At 67.8% G+C, this 15697-nt stretch carries 16 protein-coding genes and 1 pseudogene; 5 read left to right on the top strand and 12 right to left on the bottom strand.

Translation table 11 applies throughout. The annotated features are described in order from the left end of the window. The first annotated feature begins 93 nt into the window (after positions 1 to 93). The 3 genes from WJ35_RS02155 (at position 94) to WJ35_RS02145 (ending at position 3136) form a co-directional block, all read left to right on the top strand. Positions 94 to 1314 carry a winged helix-turn-helix transcriptional regulator gene (locus tag WJ35_RS02155; protein ID WP_060235019.1) on the top strand — a complete coding sequence of 407 codons (1221 nt, stop codon included), beginning with the start codon at positions 94 to 96 and terminating at the stop codon, positions 1312 to 1314. A 40-nt stretch (positions 1315 to 1354) separates the two neighbouring features. Next, a complete protein-coding gene (locus WJ35_RS02150; protein ID WP_069239380.1) occupies positions 1355 to 2041 on the top strand; it encodes a PQQ-binding-like beta-propeller repeat protein in 687 nt (228 codons plus the stop codon). A 126-nt stretch (positions 2042 to 2167) separates the two neighbouring features. Continuing rightward, on the top strand, positions 2168 to 3136 hold the full coding sequence (locus WJ35_RS02145) for a DMT family transporter (RefSeq protein ID WP_060235056.1): 969 nt from the start codon (positions 2168 to 2170) through the stop codon (positions 3134 to 3136). Between the two features lie 54 nt (positions 3137 to 3190). Here the strand turns inward: WJ35_RS02145 and WJ35_RS02140 are convergent, their stop codons facing one another. Both WJ35_RS02140 and WJ35_RS02135 read right to left on the bottom strand, forming a co-directional pair. Beyond that, positions 3191 to 3514, bottom strand: coding sequence for an RnfH family protein (locus tag WJ35_RS02140; protein ID WP_060235020.1), 324 nt, complete (start codon positions 3512 to 3514; stop codon positions 3191 to 3193). A 4-nt stretch (positions 3515 to 3518) separates the two neighbouring features. Further along, on the bottom strand, positions 3519 to 3956 hold the full coding sequence (locus tag WJ35_RS02135) for a type II toxin-antitoxin system RatA family toxin (RefSeq protein WP_010092083.1): 438 nt from the start codon (positions 3954 to 3956) through the stop codon (positions 3519 to 3521). Between the two features lie 97 nt (positions 3957 to 4053). On the opposite strand from WJ35_RS02135, the gene smpB reads away from it, so the two are divergent. Next, positions 4054 to 4500: an SsrA-binding protein SmpB gene (smpB, locus tag WJ35_RS02130; protein WP_042584280.1), complete on the top strand. Its 447-nt coding sequence runs from the start codon at positions 4054 to 4056 to the stop codon at positions 4498 to 4500. A 171-nt stretch (positions 4501 to 4671) separates the two neighbouring features. Here smpB and WJ35_RS02125 read toward each other — a convergent pair whose 3' ends face one another. From WJ35_RS02125 to ppsA, 3 genes are all read right to left on the bottom strand, one after another. Continuing rightward, complete coding sequence (locus WJ35_RS02125) at positions 4672 to 5619, bottom strand: SPFH domain-containing protein (protein ID WP_010092080.1); 948 nt, start codon at positions 5617 to 5619, stop codon at positions 4672 to 4674. A gap of 31 nt (positions 5620 to 5650) precedes the next feature. Next, a complete protein-coding gene (locus WJ35_RS02120; RefSeq protein WP_060235021.1) occupies positions 5651 to 6085 on the bottom strand; it encodes an NfeD family protein in 435 nt (144 codons plus the stop codon). 205 nt (positions 6086 to 6290) lie between these two features. Beyond that, positions 6291 to 8690 (bottom strand): phosphoenolpyruvate synthase, encoded by a 2400-nt coding sequence (gene ppsA, locus WJ35_RS02115; RefSeq protein ID WP_069238665.1) that lies wholly within the window; start codon positions 8688 to 8690, stop codon positions 6291 to 6293. Positions 8691 to 9135: 445 nt separating this feature from the next. Here ppsA and ppsR point away from each other — a divergent pair. Beyond that, positions 9136 to 9886, top strand: a pseudogene (ppsR, locus tag WJ35_RS02110) (posphoenolpyruvate synthetase regulatory kinase/phosphorylase PpsR). Positions 9887 to 9999: 113 nt separating this feature from the next. Here the strand turns inward: ppsR and WJ35_RS02105 are convergent. The 7 genes from WJ35_RS02105 to WJ35_RS02075 all read right to left on the bottom strand — a co-directional run bounded on the left by WJ35_RS02105 (position 10000) and on the right by WJ35_RS02075 (position 15642). Then, on the bottom strand, positions 10000 to 10782 hold the full coding sequence (locus WJ35_RS02105; RefSeq protein ID WP_010092076.1) for a TrmH family RNA methyltransferase: 783 nt from the start codon (positions 10780 to 10782) through the stop codon (positions 10000 to 10002). After that, positions 10779 to 11426 carry a ribonuclease HII gene (gene rnhB / locus WJ35_RS02100; RefSeq protein ID WP_069238664.1) on the bottom strand — a complete coding sequence of 216 codons (648 nt, stop codon included), beginning with the start codon at positions 11424 to 11426 and terminating at the stop codon, positions 10779 to 10781. Before rnhB ends, WJ35_RS02105 begins: the two co-directional genes overlap by 4 nt. Continuing rightward, on the bottom strand, positions 11423 to 12598 hold the full coding sequence (lpxB, locus tag WJ35_RS02095) for a lipid-A-disaccharide synthase (protein WP_069238663.1): 1176 nt from the start codon (positions 12596 to 12598) through the stop codon (positions 11423 to 11425). The genes rnhB and lpxB overlap by 4 nt, the downstream gene beginning before the upstream one ends. Positions 12599 to 12601: 3 nt before the next feature. After that, the gene (gene lpxA, locus WJ35_RS02090) at positions 12602 to 13390 is read right to left on the bottom strand and encodes an acyl-ACP--UDP-N-acetylglucosamine O-acyltransferase (RefSeq protein ID WP_060235024.1); all 789 of its coding nucleotides are present in this window, start codon (positions 13388 to 13390) and stop codon (positions 12602 to 12604) included. Positions 13391 to 13447: 57 nt separating this feature from the next. Further along, complete coding sequence (gene fabZ / locus WJ35_RS02085) at positions 13448 to 13915, bottom strand: 3-hydroxyacyl-ACP dehydratase FabZ (protein WP_006495559.1); 468 nt, start codon at positions 13913 to 13915, stop codon at positions 13448 to 13450. Positions 13916 to 14045: 130 nt separating this feature from the next. Beyond that, positions 14046 to 15128, bottom strand: a complete 1083-nt coding sequence (gene lpxD, locus WJ35_RS02080; RefSeq protein WP_060235025.1) for a UDP-3-O-(3-hydroxymyristoyl)glucosamine N-acyltransferase — start codon at positions 15126 to 15128, stop codon at positions 14046 to 14048. 16 nt (positions 15129 to 15144) lie between these two features. After that, a complete protein-coding gene (locus WJ35_RS02075) occupies positions 15145 to 15642 on the bottom strand; it encodes an OmpH family outer membrane protein (RefSeq protein WP_010092070.1) in 498 nt (165 codons plus the stop codon). Positions 15643 to 15697: the final 55 nt, after the last annotated feature.

Genomic DNA, 15697 nt, shown 5'->3' with positions numbered 1-15697 from the left:
CGCACCCCGACGACCCGCGCCGCGCGCGGGGGTGTGGTGCTAGATTAGTGCCGGGCCACGAACGGCGGGAGTGACAAGTGTGTCGGGATTCGGATGGATTCGCTGATTACGGCTGCAGCCCGCGCGCTCGCCGCGGGTGACCCGCTCGGCGCGCTGAACCGGGTCGCGCTGCGCGACGACGCGCCCGCGCTCGCGCTGCGCGGCATCGCGATGGCGCAACTCGGCGACTTCGAGCGCGCGAAGGCGCTCGTGCGCAGCGCGGCGCGCGCGTTCGGCCCGAAGGAGACCGTGGCCCGCGCGCGCTGCGTCGTCGCGCAAGCCGAGATCGCGCTCGCGTCGCGCGACCTCGGCTGGCCGGCCCGTGCGCTCGACGCCGCGCGCACCACGCTCGAAGCGCACGGCGATCACGTCAATGCGGCCCACGCACGCCACCTCGAAGTGCGCCGGCTGCTGCTGATCGGGCGCCTCGACGACGCCGAGCGCACGCTTGCCGGCCTCGATCCGGCGCCGCTGCCGGCGGCGTCGCGCGCCGTGCACGAGCTCGTCGCCGCGGGCATCGCGATGCGGCGCGTGCGGCCCGGCGCCGCGCGCGCGGCCCTCGCCCGCGCACGCCAGGCCGCGCAAGACGCCGGGATTGCCGCGCTGACGGCCGAGATCGACTGCGCGCGCGGCATCCTCGACGCGCCGGCCGCCCGCCGGATCGCGCCCGGCGGTGCGCGGCTCCTGCTGCTCGACGATGTAGAAGCGCTGCTGGCGTCGGACGCCGTCGTCGTGGATGCGTGCCGCCATGTCGTGCGCGCCGCGCGCACGACGATCCCGCTCGCGCGGCGGCCGGTGCTGTTCGCGCTGGCGCGTGCGCTCGGCGAGGCGTGGCCGGCGGACGTGCCGAGGGACGCGCTCATCGCCCACGCGTTTCGCGCACGGCACGCGGACGAATCGCATCGCGCGCGCCTGCGCGTCGAGATCGGCCGGCTGCGCGCGATGCTCCAGCCGCTCGCGGACGTGACCGCGACCGCGCGCGGCTTCGCGCTCGAGCCGCACGGCGCGCGCGAGGTCGTCGTGCTCGCGCGCCCGGTCGACGAGAAGCATGCGGCAGTGCTCGCCCTCCTCGCCGACGGCGAAGCGTGGTCGAGCTCCGCGCTGGCCCTCGCGCTCGGCGCGAGCCAGCGCACCGTGCAGCGCGCGCTCGACGCGCTCGCGCAGGCAGGCAAGGTGCAGACGTTCGGCCGCGGGCGGGCGCGTCGCTGGACGACGCCGCCCATGCCGGGATTCGCGACGACCTTGTTACTCCCCGCGCCGCTGCCGGGCGACTAGGATGGCGTTACCGAACGCACTGAACGACGAGGACGGCGAAATGAAACGATCCGCAGCAGACATCATCCGGGAATACGGCCCCTTTCCAGGCGTCGACGGCGTGCACGGCGTCACGTTCGACGGCCGGCAGGTCTGGTTCGCGTCCGGCGACCGGCTGAACGCGCTCGATCCGGACAGCGGCGAGACGCTGCGCGCGCTCGACGTCGCCGCGCATGCGGGCACGGCGTTCGACGGCCGGCACCTGTTCCAGATCGTCGAGGACCGCATCGAGAAAATCGATCCGCAGACCGGCCGCGTGCTCGCGACGATCCCCGCGCCCGGCGGCGGCGGCGATTCGGGGCTCGCGTGGGCCGAAGGGACGTTGTGGGTCGGCCAGTATCGCGAGCGGAAGATTCATCAGATCGATCCGCAGACCGGCGCGGTGCTGCGCACGATCGAGTCGAACCGCTTCGTCACCGGCGTGACCTGGGTCGACGGCGAGCTGTGGCACGGCACCTGGGAAGGCGACGCAAGCGAGCTGCGGCGGGTCGATCCGCAATCGGGGCAAGTGCTCGAACGGCTCGACATGCCGCCGGGCGCCGGCGTGTCGGGGCTCGAATCCGACGGCGGCGACCGCTTCTTCTGCGGCGGCGGCAGCAGCGGCACGCTGCGCGCGGTGCGCCGCCCCGCGTCGGGGAACGCCGTGCACGACAGCGACGCCGACGCCGACGCAGCAGCCGAACGCTGATACGCCTGCGATCGCACCGCGGCCGCACGCGCACCACGTCCACCCCCCTGTGCAGGAATGAACAAGACGCCTTTGCGCCGACACCGCTAAGATGCGCGCTCGTCAGTGATTCAGCCGGAGAAGTCGATGCAGCGCGGTGTGGTGTACGGAGTGTTGGCGGGCGCCCTGTGGGGCATGGTGTTCATGGTTCCGCGGCTGTTGACCGACTTCTCGCCGCTGCTGCTGAGCGCCGGCCGCTACGCGATGTACGGCCTCGTATCGCTCGCGGCCGCGCTGCCGGTCGCGCGCTCGCTGCTCGCGCGCCTGACCCGCGAGGATTTCATCGCGCTCGCGAAGCTCGCGCTCGTCGGCAACGTCGCCTACTACATGCTGCTGTCCGGCGCGGTGCACCTGATCGGCATCGCGCCCAGCTCGCTGATCGTCGGCGTGCTGCCCGTGACCGTCACGCTCGCCGGCCTCGGCGATCACGGCGCGGCGCCGCTCAGGCGGCTGGCCGGCCCGCTCGCGCTCGTCGTCGCCGGCATCGCGTGCATCAACGTCGACCTGTTCACGTCCGAAGCCGCGCACGCGACGACGCTCGCGCAGAAACTCGCCGGCATCGCGTGCGCGGCGGGCGCGCTCGCGAGCTGGACCTGGTATGCGGTCGCGAATGCCCGCTACCTGCAGCGGCATCATCATTTCAGCGGCAACGAGTGGTCGGTGCTGTGGGGCGTCGTAACGGGCCTGATCGGCGCCGTGTGCTGGCTCGGCGTCCTCGCGGCGCCCGCCGGCACGCTGCAGGCGGCGCTGCCCGCGTCGCGCTGGCAGTTGTTCTGGCTGCTGAACCTCGGTCTCGCGATCGGCGCGTCGTGGCTCGGCAACGGGCTGTGGAACGCCGCGTCGAAGCGCCTGCCGCTGACGCTGTCGGGCCAGCTGATCGTGTTCGAGACCGTGTTCGCGCTGCTGTACGCGTTCGTCTACGATCACCGGCTGCCGCGCGTGCTCGAAATCGCGGCGCTCGTACTGCTGCTCGCGGGCGTCTACGGCTCGGTGCGCCGGCACGGCGACACGCACACGAAGCACGATCCGATGAATGCGAACCTCACCGCGCACTGAGCGCGACGGGGCTTGATCGGACGAATCGGATAAATCAGCGTCGGATCGCGCGAGTCAGCGCGAATCCTTGTGCTGCCACTTGCGGCCCTCGATGGAGCCTTCGCGACGCGATTTCTCGACGCGGCGCTGGCGCGCGACCTTCGGATCGACGATCAGCGGCCGGTAGATCTCGACGCGGTCGTGGTCGGCGAGCGGCGCGTCGAGCGGCGCGAGCTTGCCGAACACGCCGGTTTTCGCGTGTTCGAGATCGATCTCCGGATGCAGCGCGAGCACGCCGCTCGCGTCGATCGCCGCGCGCATGGTCGCGCCGTCCGGCACCGTGACCTGAATCAGCGTCTGGCGCTCCGGCAGCGCGTAGCAGACTTCGATCGACAGCATCGCGTCACCCCTTCCCGTAGCGCTGGTCGGCGCGCTTGACGAACGAATCGACGAACGTGTTCGCGATATGGCTGAACACCGGCCCGATGATCTTCTCGAGCAGGATGTTGGAGAACTCGTAATGCAGCGAGAATTCGATCTTGCACGCATCGGCGCGCAGCGCCGTGAAGCGCCACGAGCCGGTGAATTTCTTGAACGGGCCGTCCGCGAACTCCATGTCGATGCGCGTCGGGCGCTGCTGCGTGTTGCGGGTCGCGAAATGCTGCTTGATGCCCTTGAAGTTGATGTCGATGCGCGCCTCCATCCCGTTCTCGTCCTGGCGGCGGATCTCGATGCCGCCGCACCAGGGCAGGAAATTGGGGTAATCGGCAACGTCGGTGACGAGGTCGAACATCTGTTCCGCCGAATGACGGATCAATACGGTTTTCTGGACATCTGCCATAAATCGCGCGGCATCGCAAAGGTGGGAACGCAAGCCGGGCGATTCTCGCCCCGCTTTGCTAAAATCGTGATTTTAAACGAGTTGGCCCGATCCTTTCATGAGCATCATCGACAACAGGAAAGCGCACTTCGATTACCACATCGAGGAACGCTACGAGGCGGGGCTCGTGCTCGAGGGCTGGGAAGTCAAGGCGCTGCGCGCCGGGCGCGGCCAGATCAAGGAAGGCTACGTGATCGTGAAGAACGCCGAGATCTTCCTGATCGGCACGCACATCAGCCCGCTGCCCGAGGCCTCGACGCACATCAAGCCCGATCCGCTGCGCACCCGCAAGCTGCTGCTGCATGCCGAGGAAATCAAGAAACTGATCGGCAAGGTCGAGCAGCGCGGCTACACGCTCGTGCCGCTGAACTTCCACTACAAGGGCGGCCGCGTGAAGTGCGACATCGGCCTCGCGAAAGGCAAGAAGCTGCACGACAAGCGCGAAACCGAGAAGAAGCGCGACTGGGAGCGCGAGAAGGCACGCATCATGCGCGCCGGCACCTGACGCGCCGCTACTTCGCATGAAAAGGCCCGCTCGAAGCGGGCCTTTGTCCTGTGGGGAAGCGTGACGAGCCGGCGGGCGGCCGGACGCGCACTTCATCGCACTTCGTCGCGGCAATCCGCCGCATGCCCGGCACACGACGCAGCCGCGGCAAGACTGCCGCGGCGACACCGCTCAGACCTTGCCGGCCGGCGTGCCGGCTCCCGCCGGCCCCGCATGCCTGACGATCGACAGCGCCGACGCGATCGCGGTGCCGAGATCCGACAGGTTCGACGGCACGATCAGCGTATTGCCCTGCTTCGCGAGATTCGAGAACGCACCGACGTACTGCTCGGCAACCTTCAGGTTCACCGCATCCATCCCGCCCTGCGACTGGATCGCGTTCGCGATCTTCTGGATCGCCTGCGCGTTCGCCTCGGCGACCGCGAGAATCGCCGCCGCCTCGCCCTGCGCCTGGTTGATCGCCGCCTGCCGCTCGCCCTCGGACTTCTGGATCGCGGCTTCGCGCGCGCCCGACGCGAGGTTGATCTGCTCCTGCTTGCGGCCTTCCGACGCGGCGATCAGCGCGCGCTTCTCGCGCTCCGCGGTGATCTGCGCCTGCATCGCGTGCAGGATCTCCTTCGGCGGCGTGAGGTCCTTGATCTCGTAGCGCAGCACCTTCACGCCCCAGTTCGCCGCAGCCTGGTCGAGCGCCGAAACGATGTTGTGGTTGATGAAGTCGCGCTCCTCGAAGGTCTTGTCGAGCTCAAGCTTGCCGACCACCGAACGCAGCGTCGTCTGCGCGAGCTGCGTGATCGCGAGCACGAAGTTGCTCGACCCGTACGACGCCTTCATCGGATCGGTCACCTGGAAGTACAGCACGCCGTCGACCTGCAGCTGCGTGTTGTCGCGCGTGATGCAGACCTGGCTCGGCACGTCGAGCGGAATTTCCTTCAGCACGTGCCGGTACGCGATGCGGTCGACGAACGGCAGCACGATGTTCAGGCCCGGCGACAGCGTCGCGTGATAGCGCCCGAAGCGTTCGAGCACCCACGCGTGCTGCTGCGGCACGATCTTCACCGTCTTCGACACGATCACGACGGCAATGACGAGCAGGACGACCCAGATGATCAGCGAGTCCATGAAGCGTTCCCTCCTTGTTGTCAGCGGACGATCAGCCCGCGGGTTTCGCTACGACCACGAGACAGTTGCCGCGCACGGCGTGCACCTGATAAAGGCGCGCGTCGTCGCGCTCGCCTTCGGCCAGCTCGACGTCCCATTCGGCGCCCCGGTACAGGACGCGCGCGCGGCGGTCGCGCCACGCGTCGACCGTGAGGGTCGCGCCGATGTCGAGATTGATGTCCGGATTGGCCGACGCGTCGCGCTTCTGCCTGCGCCCGACCCCCGAACGGCGCAGCGCGATCATCGCGCCGATCGCGACCAGCGCAGCCGCCCCGAACTGCACGTGTGGCGCGAAGCCGGCCAGCTGCAGCAGGCCGCCCACGAGAAACCCGAGCGCGATCATCAACAGATTGAACGTGCCCGTCAGCAGTTCGCCGACGACCAGCACGCCCACCCCGATCCACCAGAACAAGTGCCCCGACATCATGTGGTCTCCAGAAAAACGCTTGCGCCCCACTACGCACTATATTCGCTGTCGGACCGCGCGTGGCGGTCGGCACCGTCGAGCGATCCGGCGGGCGCAGATAAAAAAACACCCCGGTAGATACCGGGGTGTTTATAGCACGAAGCTTGCATTTTGCCTTCATCAAAAGAGCGGCGGACCGCCCTTTCGATGCAGCGGCGGGCTGCCGTTACTTCCGCTTGGCGAGCGCCTGCCACGTATCGATGATCGTGTCCGGGTTCAGCGAGATCGACACGATGCCTTCATCGGTCAGCCATTGCGCGAAGTCCGGGTGATCGGACGGGCCCTGGCCGCAGATGCCGACGTACTTGCCCATCTTGCGGCAGGTGTCGATCGCGCGCTTCAGCAGGAACTTGACCGCCGGGTCGCGCTCGTCGAAATCGACTGCGAGCAGTTCCATGCCCGAGTCGCGATCGAGGCCGAGCGTGAGCTGCGTGAGGTCGTTCGAGCCGATCGAGAAGCCGTCGAAGTGCTGCAGGAACTCTTCGGCGAGGATCGCGTTGGTCGGCACTTCGCACATCATGATCAGGCGCAGGTCGTTCTCGCCGCGCTTCAGGCCGAACTTCGCGAGCAGGTTCACGACGCGCTCCGCCTGCTTCACGGTCCGCACGAACGGCACCATGATCTCGACGTTGGACAGGCCCATCTCGTCACGCACGCGCTTGAGCGCGAGGCACTCCATCTCGAACGCCTGCGCGAAATCGTCGGCGATGTAGCGCGACGCGCCGCGGAAGCCCAGCATCGGGTTTTCCTCGTCCGGCTCGTAGCGCGAACCGCCGATCAGCTTCTTGTACTCGTTCGACTTGAAGTCGGACATCCGCACGATCACGGGCTTCGGGTAGAACGCCGCGGCGATCGTCGCGATGCCTTCCGTCAGCTTGTCGACGTAGAACGCACGCGGCGACGCATGGCCGCGCGCAACGCTCTCGACCGCCTTCTTCAGATCCTGGTCGATGTTCGGGTACTCGAGGATCGCCTTCGGGTGCACGCCGATGTTGTTGTTGATGATGAACTCGAGACGCGCGAGGCCGACGCCGGCGTTCGGCAGCTGCGAGAAGTCGAACGCGAGCTGCGGGTTGCCGACGTTCATCATGATCTTCACCGGGATTTCCGGCAGTTCGCCGCGCTGCACTTCGGTGACTTCCGTCTCGAGCAGCCCGTCGTAGATCTTACCTTCGTCGCCTTCCGCGCACGACACCGTGACGAGCGCGCCGTCCTTCAGCACGTCGGTCGCGTCGCCGCAGCCGACGACCGCCGGCACGCCGAGCTCACGCGCGATGATCGCCGCGTGGCAGGTACGGCCGCCGCGGTTCGTGACGATCGCGGCCGCGCGCTTCATCACCGGCTCCCAGTTCGGGTCGGTCATGTCCGCGACCAGCACGTCGCCCGGCTGCACGCGCTCCATTTCCGACGGGTCCTGGATCACGCGCACGGGGCCCGCGCCGATCTTCTGGCCGATCGCGCGGCCCGTCGCCAGCACCTGCGACTGGCCCTTCAGCTTGAAGCGCTGCTCGGCCTTGCCGCTCGCCTGGCTCTTCACCGTTTCAGGGCGCGCCTGCAGGATGAAGATCTTGCCGTCGCGGCCGTCCTTGCCCCACTCGATGTCCATCGGACGCTGGTAGTGCTTCTCGATGATCACCGCGTACTTCGCCAGCTCGATCACGTCGTCGTCGGTGATCGAGTAGCGGTTGCGCTGCTCGTGCGGCACGTCGACCGTCTTCACGCGGCCCGGCTCGCCCGGCTGCGTGAACTCCATCTTGATCAGCTTCGAGCCGATCGAGCGGCGGATGATCGGGTACTTGTCCTGCGCGAGCGTGGTCTTGAACACGTAGAACTCGTCCGGGTTCACCGCGCCCTGCACGACGGTTTCGCCCAGGCCGTAGCTCGACGTGATGAACACGGCGTCCTTGAAGCCCGACTCGGTGTCGATCGTGAACATCACGCCGGCCGCGCCGACGTCCGAGCGGACCATGCGCTGCACGCCGGCCGACAGCGCCACTTCGGCGTGCGTGAAGCCCTTGTGCACGCGGTACGAGATCGCGCGGTCGTTATACAGCGACGCGAACACGTGCTTCATGCGATCGAGCACGTCGTCGATGCCGACGACGTTCAGGTACGACTCCTGCTGGCCCGCGAACGATGCGTCGGGCAGGTCTTCCGCGGTCGCGGACGAGCGCACGGCGAACGACAGCTCGCCCGGCGAGCCGTTCTGCAGGACTTCGAACTGCGCGCGGATGTCCTGCTCGAGGCGCGGCTGCAGCGGCGCGTCGACGATCCACTTGCGGATCTCCGCACCGGCTTCGGCGAGCGCCTTCACGTCGTCGATGTCGAGCGACTCGAGACGTTTCGCGATGCGGTCGGTGAGGTCGTTGTGCTTGAGGAAATCGCGGAATGCGAGCGCGGTCGTGGCAAAACCGGTGGGTACGCGCACGCCTGCCGACGCAAGCTGGCTGATCATCTCGCCGAGCGACGCATTCTTGCCGCCGACGATCTCCACATCGGTCATCCGCAACTGCTCGAACGGAATTACATACGCCTGGTCCTTTGCGACGTTTGCTGCGTTAGTCATACAAGCCCCTAAGTGTGAAAAAAATGCTCGATCGCGCAAGTGGGCTTGAACGCGGGCGCTTGCAAAAAGGCGCGGCGCGTCTTGTGCAACCTGTTAGATAAACAATCGCGAGGCCCGAAAACCCTCCGACCCGATTTACAAAAATCCCGGCAGAAGGGCGACATTTGCAGCCATATCGCCGAACTTGCCGGGATTTTTCAATCGTTTGCGGCAAGCGCGCTGCGCGCGTCGCGCGCGGCCCCCCGCAATTGCTTATCCAACAGGTTGCCGCTATTCTACCGTGCCGGCTGCCGGATGTGGCGCGACCTTGTCACTGCGCCTGGAGAGCGACCTCCAGCCGCCTGCGCCGCCCCGCCCTTCACGTTCGACTTCCAGATTCATGCTGCCTACCGTTTTCATCGTCTCCGACGGCACCGGGATCACTGCCGAGACCTTCGCGCATTCGATCCTCTCCCAGTTCGACCAGAAATTCCGCCTCGTGCGCGTGCCGTTCGTCGATTCGCTCGACAAGGCGTACGCAACCGTCGAGAAGATCAACGAAGCCGCCGTGCATGACGGCCGCCGCTCGATCGTGTTCACGACGCTCGTCGACAGCGAGTCGAACGAGATCGTCAAGCGCTCGAACGCGCTCGTGCTCGACATGTTCCAGCGCTTCGTCGAGCCGCTCGAGCAGGAGTTGCAGCTCAAGTCGAGCCACGCGATGGGCCGCGGGCACCAGAACGCGGACACCGAGGAATACAAGACGCGGATCGAGGCGATCAACTTCTCGCTCGCGCACGACGACGGCCAGTCGAACCGCAACCTGTCGGAGGCCGACGTGATCCTCGTCGGCGTGTCGCGCAGCGGCAAGACGCCGACGAGCCTGTACCTCGCGATGCAGTACGGCGTGAAGGCCGCGAACTATCCGCTGATTCCGGAAGACTTCGAGCGCGGCAAGCTGCCGTCCGCGCTCAGGCGCGCACCGCGACAAGCTGTTCGGGCTGTCGATCGATCCGCAGCGCCTGTCCGAGATCCGCAACGAGCGCCGGCCGGGCAGCAAGTACGCGGCGCCCGAGAATTGCCGCTACGAGATCAACGAAGCCGAGGCGATGATGCGCCGCGAAGGCATCAAGTGGCTGTCGTCGACGCACAAGTCGATCGAGGAAATCGCGACGACGATCCTGCAGGAAGTCCGCCTCGACCGGCAATCGTACTGACGCGGCGCGGGCGCGCCGCCCTTCCCGCCCCGCAAGGACAAAAGGCCGCGTGCGACACGCGGCCTTTTTCGTTTCGCGGCGCGGGGGCGTGACCGCCCTGCCGCCCCGCACCGTCACGCGCGGCGCTGCTGCCGCACTTGCTCGAACAGGCAGACCGCGGCTGCGGCCGCGACGTTCAGCGACTCCATCCCGCCCGGCTGCGGAATCGTCACGCGATGCGTCGCCGCGTCGCGCCAGAACGCCGACACGCCGGCGCCCTCGTTGCCGAACACCCAGACGACCGGTCCGGCCAGATCGCAATCGTAGATCGCCTGCGCGCCGTGCGAATCCGTCAGCGCGACCGGCACGCCGATCCGCTCGGCGAGCGCGCCCGCCTCGATGTCCTCGTGGATCGACAGCAGGAAATGCGCGCCCATGCCCGAGCGCAGCACCTTCGACGACCACGCGTACGCGGTGCCCGGCGCGCAGAACACGTGCTTCACGCCCGCCGCTGCCGCGCTGCGCAGGATCGAGCCGACGTTGCCGGCGTCCTGCACGCCGTCGAGCACGACCGACGTGCCGGTCACGCGCGCGGGCAGCGGATGGGACGGCCGGTCGACGAGCAGCAGGAAGCCGACGCCGTTGACGACGTTCGACAACTGGCCGAACAGCGCGTCGGGCAGCGTGACGAGCCGGTGCGCGTCGATGCGCGCGACGATCGCCTGCGCCTCGTCGTGGCGCAGCGCGCCTTCGGTCGCGACGCACAGTTCGGGAATCGCGCCGGTGTCGAGATACGCGCTCGCGAGATGGAATCCTTCGAGCAGCGCCTGGCCGCTGCGGCGCTGATGCGACGTCGAACCCGCGAGCGCCTTCAGGCGCTTGTACAGCGGGTTGTCGCGGGAAGTAATGACTTTCATCGAATCAGATCGAGCGCCGCGCGCACCGGCGCGAACGAGCGGCGATGCGCTTCGCACGGCCCGTGCTCGCGCAGCGCGGCAAGGTGTTTCGCGGTGCCGTAGCCTGCATGCACGTTGAATCCGTAGACCGGGAAGCGTTCGTGCAGGTCGACCAGCATGCGGTCGCGCGTGACCTTCGCGAGGATCGACGCCGCCGAGATGCTCGGCACCAGCGCATCGCCGCTGACGATCGCCTCGGCGCGCACCGACAGCGTCGGGCAGCGGTTGCCGTCGATCTGCGCGAGCGTCGGCACGACCGCGAGCCCTTCGACGGCTCGCTTCATCGCGAGCATCGTCGCGTGCAGGATGTTCAGCGTGTCGATTTCGTCGACGCTCGCCGACGCGACGCAGTACGCGCGCGAACGCGCGACGATCAGCTCGTACAGCGCGTCGCGCTTCTTCGCGGACAGCGCCTTCGAATCGTCGAGCCCGTCGATCGGCTGCGCAGGATCGAGAATCACCGCGGCGGCCACGACCGGGCCCGCCAGCGGGCCGCGCCCGGCTTCGTCGACGCCGCAGACGATCTCGTCGGGGCGGCTGAAGTCGAAGCCGCCCTGCGCCGCGTCGGCCGGCGCGCGGCGACGCGATGTGCGTGCTGCCGTCATGCGCGCCGTCGTCCCTTGCGCTGCTCGATCACGCGCACGACCGCCTCGGCGGCCTTCGCGGCCGTGTTCTGCCGCAGGGAAAGATGCATTTCGGTAAAGATTTCGGTGAGCGTGCGGCGGTTCGCGTCGTCGCGCAACTGCGTCAGCGTGGCGTCGGCCAGCGCCTCCGGCGTCGCAAAATGCTGCAGCAGTTCCGGCACGACGAAGCGCCCGGCGAGAATGTTCGGCAGGCCGACGTACGGCAGGTAGCCCTGCCGGCGCATGATCTGCCCGGTCAGCCAGGGCACCTTGTACGAGATCACCATCGGCTTCTTCAGCAGCGCGGCTTCCAGCGTCACGGTGCCGCTCTTGACGAGGATCGCGTCCGCCGCCGTCATCGCGACCTGCGAACGGCCTTCGGTGATCGTCAGCGCGAGTTGCGGATGCGCGTCGACGAGCGGCTGCAGCAGTTCGCGCAGTGCCGGCGTCGCCGCCGGCATCATGAAGCGCACGCCCGGCTCGCGCTGCTGCATCAGCGCCATCGCCGCGAAGAACGTCGGGCCGATCAGCGCGATTTCCGAGCGCCGGCTGCCGGGCAGCACGGCGATCACCGGGCCGTCGGCCGGCAGGCCCAGCGCGATCCGCGCGCCGTGCGTGTCGGGCTCGAGCGGGATCTCGTCGGCGAGCGGATGGCCCACGTAGGTCGACGCGACACCCGCCTTGTCGAGCAGCGCCGGCTCGAACGGAAACAGGCACAGCATGTGATCGACCGACTTGACGATCTTCTTGATCCGGCCGCCGCGCCACGCCCAGATCGACGGGCACACGAAGTGGATCGACGCAATGCCCGCGTCGCGAACGGCCTGCTCGACGTTGAAGTTGAAGTCCGGCGCGTCGACGCCGATGAACGCGTCCGGCCGGTCGGCGAGCAGCTGGCGCTTCAGTTCGCCGCGGATCCGCAGAATCTCCGGAATCTGGCCGAGCGCCTCGACGTAGCCGCGCACCGTCAGCTTGTCCATCTGCCAGTGCGAGTCGAAGCCGTGCGCGATCATCCGCTGGCCGCCGATCCCGTAATAGCGGGCCGACGCCGGCAGCCGCTCGTGCAGCCCGCCGAGCAGCGATGCCGCGAGCAGGTCGCCCGACGGCTCGCCCGCCGCCATTGCAAGCCGGAGCTGGTTGGTCGGGAGCGGCATCGCTTAGCGGATGATGCCGCGCTGGGACGCGTCGATGAACGCGACGAGCGCCTTGACCGGCGCGTCGCCGTCGCCGCCGGCTTCCGCCAGCTCGCGCAGCTGCACCTTCGCCTCCTCGAGCGACAGGCCGTTCTTGTACAGCAGCCGGTATGCGCTGCGCAGCGCCGAGATCGCATCGGGCGAGAAGCCGCGGCGGCGCAAGCCTTCGACATTGATCCCGTGCGGCTCGGCCTTGTTGCCGGCCGCGATCACGAACGGCGGCACGTCCTGCACGAGCGCCGACGCGCCGCCGAGCATCGCATGCGCGCCGATGCGCACGAACTGGTGCACGCCGGACATGCCGCCGACGATCGCCCAGTCGCCGATCTCGACGTGGCCCGCCATCTGCGCGTTGCTCGACAGGATCACGTGGCTGCCGACGCGGCAGTCGTGGCCGATGTGCACATAGGCCATGATCCAGTTGTCGTCGCCGAGCGTCGTGACGCCGGCGTCCTGCACGGTGCCGGTGTGGATCGTCGTGAATTCGCGGATCGTGTTGCGATTGCCGATCACGAGCCGGGTCGGCTCGTCCTTGTACTTCATGTCCTGCGGCCGGCCGCCGACCGACGCGTAATGGCCGATGCGGTTGTCCTCGCCGATCGTCGTGTGACCTTCGATCACGCTGTGCGAACCGATCGTGGTGCGCGCGCCGATCGTGACGTGCGGGCCGACGATCGCGTACGGGCCGATCTCGACCGATTCGTCGATCTGCGCGCCCGGCTCGACGATCGCCGTGGGATGAATCCTGGTCATGCGCCGTTGCCTCTCAATATGATGTGTCGCGTTGCGTTGCCATGCGTGCCGCGTCGCTCAGGGCGCCGCGTCGGCCGTCTTGACCGTGCACATCAGCTCGGCTTCCGCCGCGACCTTGCCGTCCACTTCCGCCACCGCCTTGAACTTCCAGATGCCGCGGATATAGCGTTCGAACGTCACGTTCAGGATCAGCTGGTCGCCCGGCTCGACCACGCGCTTGAAGCGCGCGCCATCGATGCCGACGAAGTAGTACAGCGTGTTTTCCGGGTCCTTCGGCTGCTCTTCCGCGAACGTCAGCAGCGCGGCTGCCTGCGCGAGCGCCTCGAGAATCAGCACGCCCGGCATCACCGGCCGCTTCGGGAAATGCCCCTGGAAGAACGGCTCGTTGATCGACACGTTCTTCAGCGCCTTGATGCCCTTGTGCGGCTCGAGCTCGAGCACGCGGTCGACGAGCAGAATCGGGTAGCGATGCGGCAGCAGCGTGAGGATCTTGTGGATGTCGAGATTGATTTTTTCAGTGCTCATGATGGTTCGTCTCACGCAGAGGCTGCGCGGTGGTGAAGCAAGTGCTGATGCGGGCCGGTGCCCGGCCCTGTCGGTCGAACCGGGCGGCACGTGCAGTCCCTGCCCGGTTCATGATGTCGCATGGTATGGGTTACGCGTCCGCGCCGCCGCCCTGGGCGGCCAGTGCGGTCTCGAGCGCCTTGATGCGGTCGCGCAGCTTGTCGAGATTGCGCACGAGCGCTGCGCTCTTGTTCCAGTCGCCGTGGTCGACGGCCGGGAATGCGCTCGTGTAGATGCCGGCCTTCGGCAGCGACTTCGATACGCCCGACTTCGCGGTGATGATCACGTAATCGCCGAGCGTCACGTGGCCCGCGATGCCGGCCGCGCCGCCGATCATGCAGTGGCGGCCGATCGTGGTGCTGCCCGCGATCCCCGCGCTCCCGGCGATCACCGTGTAGGCGCCGATCCGGCAGTTGTGGCCGATCTGGACCAGGTTGTCGATCTTCACGCATTCCTCGATGACGGTGTCCGCCATCGCGCCGCGGTCGATCGTCGTGTTCGCGCCGATTTCGACGTCCGGGCCGATCGCGACGCCGCCGACCTGCGGGATCTTGACCCAGCTGCCGGTGCGCGCGTCGCCGTCGCCGACGAAGTCCGGCGCGAAGCCGAAGCCGTCCGAGCCGATCACCGCGCCCGAATGCACGATCGCGCGCGGGCCGATCCGGCAGCCGTGGTAGACCGACACGTTCGGATACAGGTGGGAACCGGCGCCGATCTTCGTGCCGCGGCCGACGAACACGTTAGCGTCGAGCTGCACGCCGTCCTCGATCACCGCGCCCGCGTCGATCGTCACGTGCGGGCCGATCACCGCGGTCGCGGCGACCTGCGCGGCCGGATCGATCGTCGCGCTCGGATGCACGCCCGCGGCGCGCGGCGGCGCGGCGAGGTCGATGAACATCTGCGCGACGCGCGCGAAGTACGCGTACGGATTCGGCGTCACGATGAAATTGCGACCGCCAGCGGCCGCGCCCAGCTTCTCCAGATCCTTCGGCGCGATCAGCACCGCGCCCGCCCGGGTCGTCTCGACCTGCGACAGGTATTTCGGGTTCGCGAGAAACGCGAGCTGCTGGGGGCCGGCCTGGTCGAGCGGCGCGAGGCCGCCGACCTGGCACTGGTGGTCACCGACGATCTCGCCGCCGAACCGCTTTACGAGTGCCTCAAGCGTCAATGCCATTCGTCGTCCGCTCCGTTCAGTTTACCGAGCCGGACGCGAGCGCCTTGAGCACCTTGTCGGTGATGTCGATGCGCGGGCTGACGTACACGGCTTCCTGCACGATCAGGTCGTAGTTCTGCTGCTCGGCGATCTGCTTGATGACCTTGTTCGCGCGCTCGAGCACCGCCGCCAGCTCTTCATTGCGGCGCTGGTTGAGATCCTCGCGGAATTCGCGCTGCTTGCGCTGGAAGTCGGTATCGAGCTGCGCAAGGTCGCGCTGCTTCTGCGCGCGATCACCCGGCGACAGCGACGCGCCGTTCTTGTCCAGCGAGTCCGACATCGACTTCAGGCGCTGCGCCATGTCCTGCAGGTCCTTGTCGCGCTTCGCGAACTCGGCTTCGAGCTTCGTCTGCGCCGCCTTCGCGGGCACGGACTCGCGCAGGATCCGATCCGAATTGACCGCCGCGATGCGGGCGACGTCCTGTGCATGCACCGTCGCGGCGCCCAGGGCCAGCGCAACGGTCAGCGCGCACATCACTCGTTTCGAAAACTTACCGGTTAGCAAAATTACCCTCTCGTTGCTGTTGTCA

Source organism: Burkholderia ubonensis, from assembly GCF_001718695.1.
Classification (GTDB): Bacteria; Pseudomonadota; Gammaproteobacteria; order Burkholderiales; family Burkholderiaceae; genus Burkholderia; species Burkholderia ubonensis_B.
The sequence above is the reverse complement of the archived record's forward strand: the minus strand, read 5'-3'. Positions and strand labels throughout refer to the sequence as shown.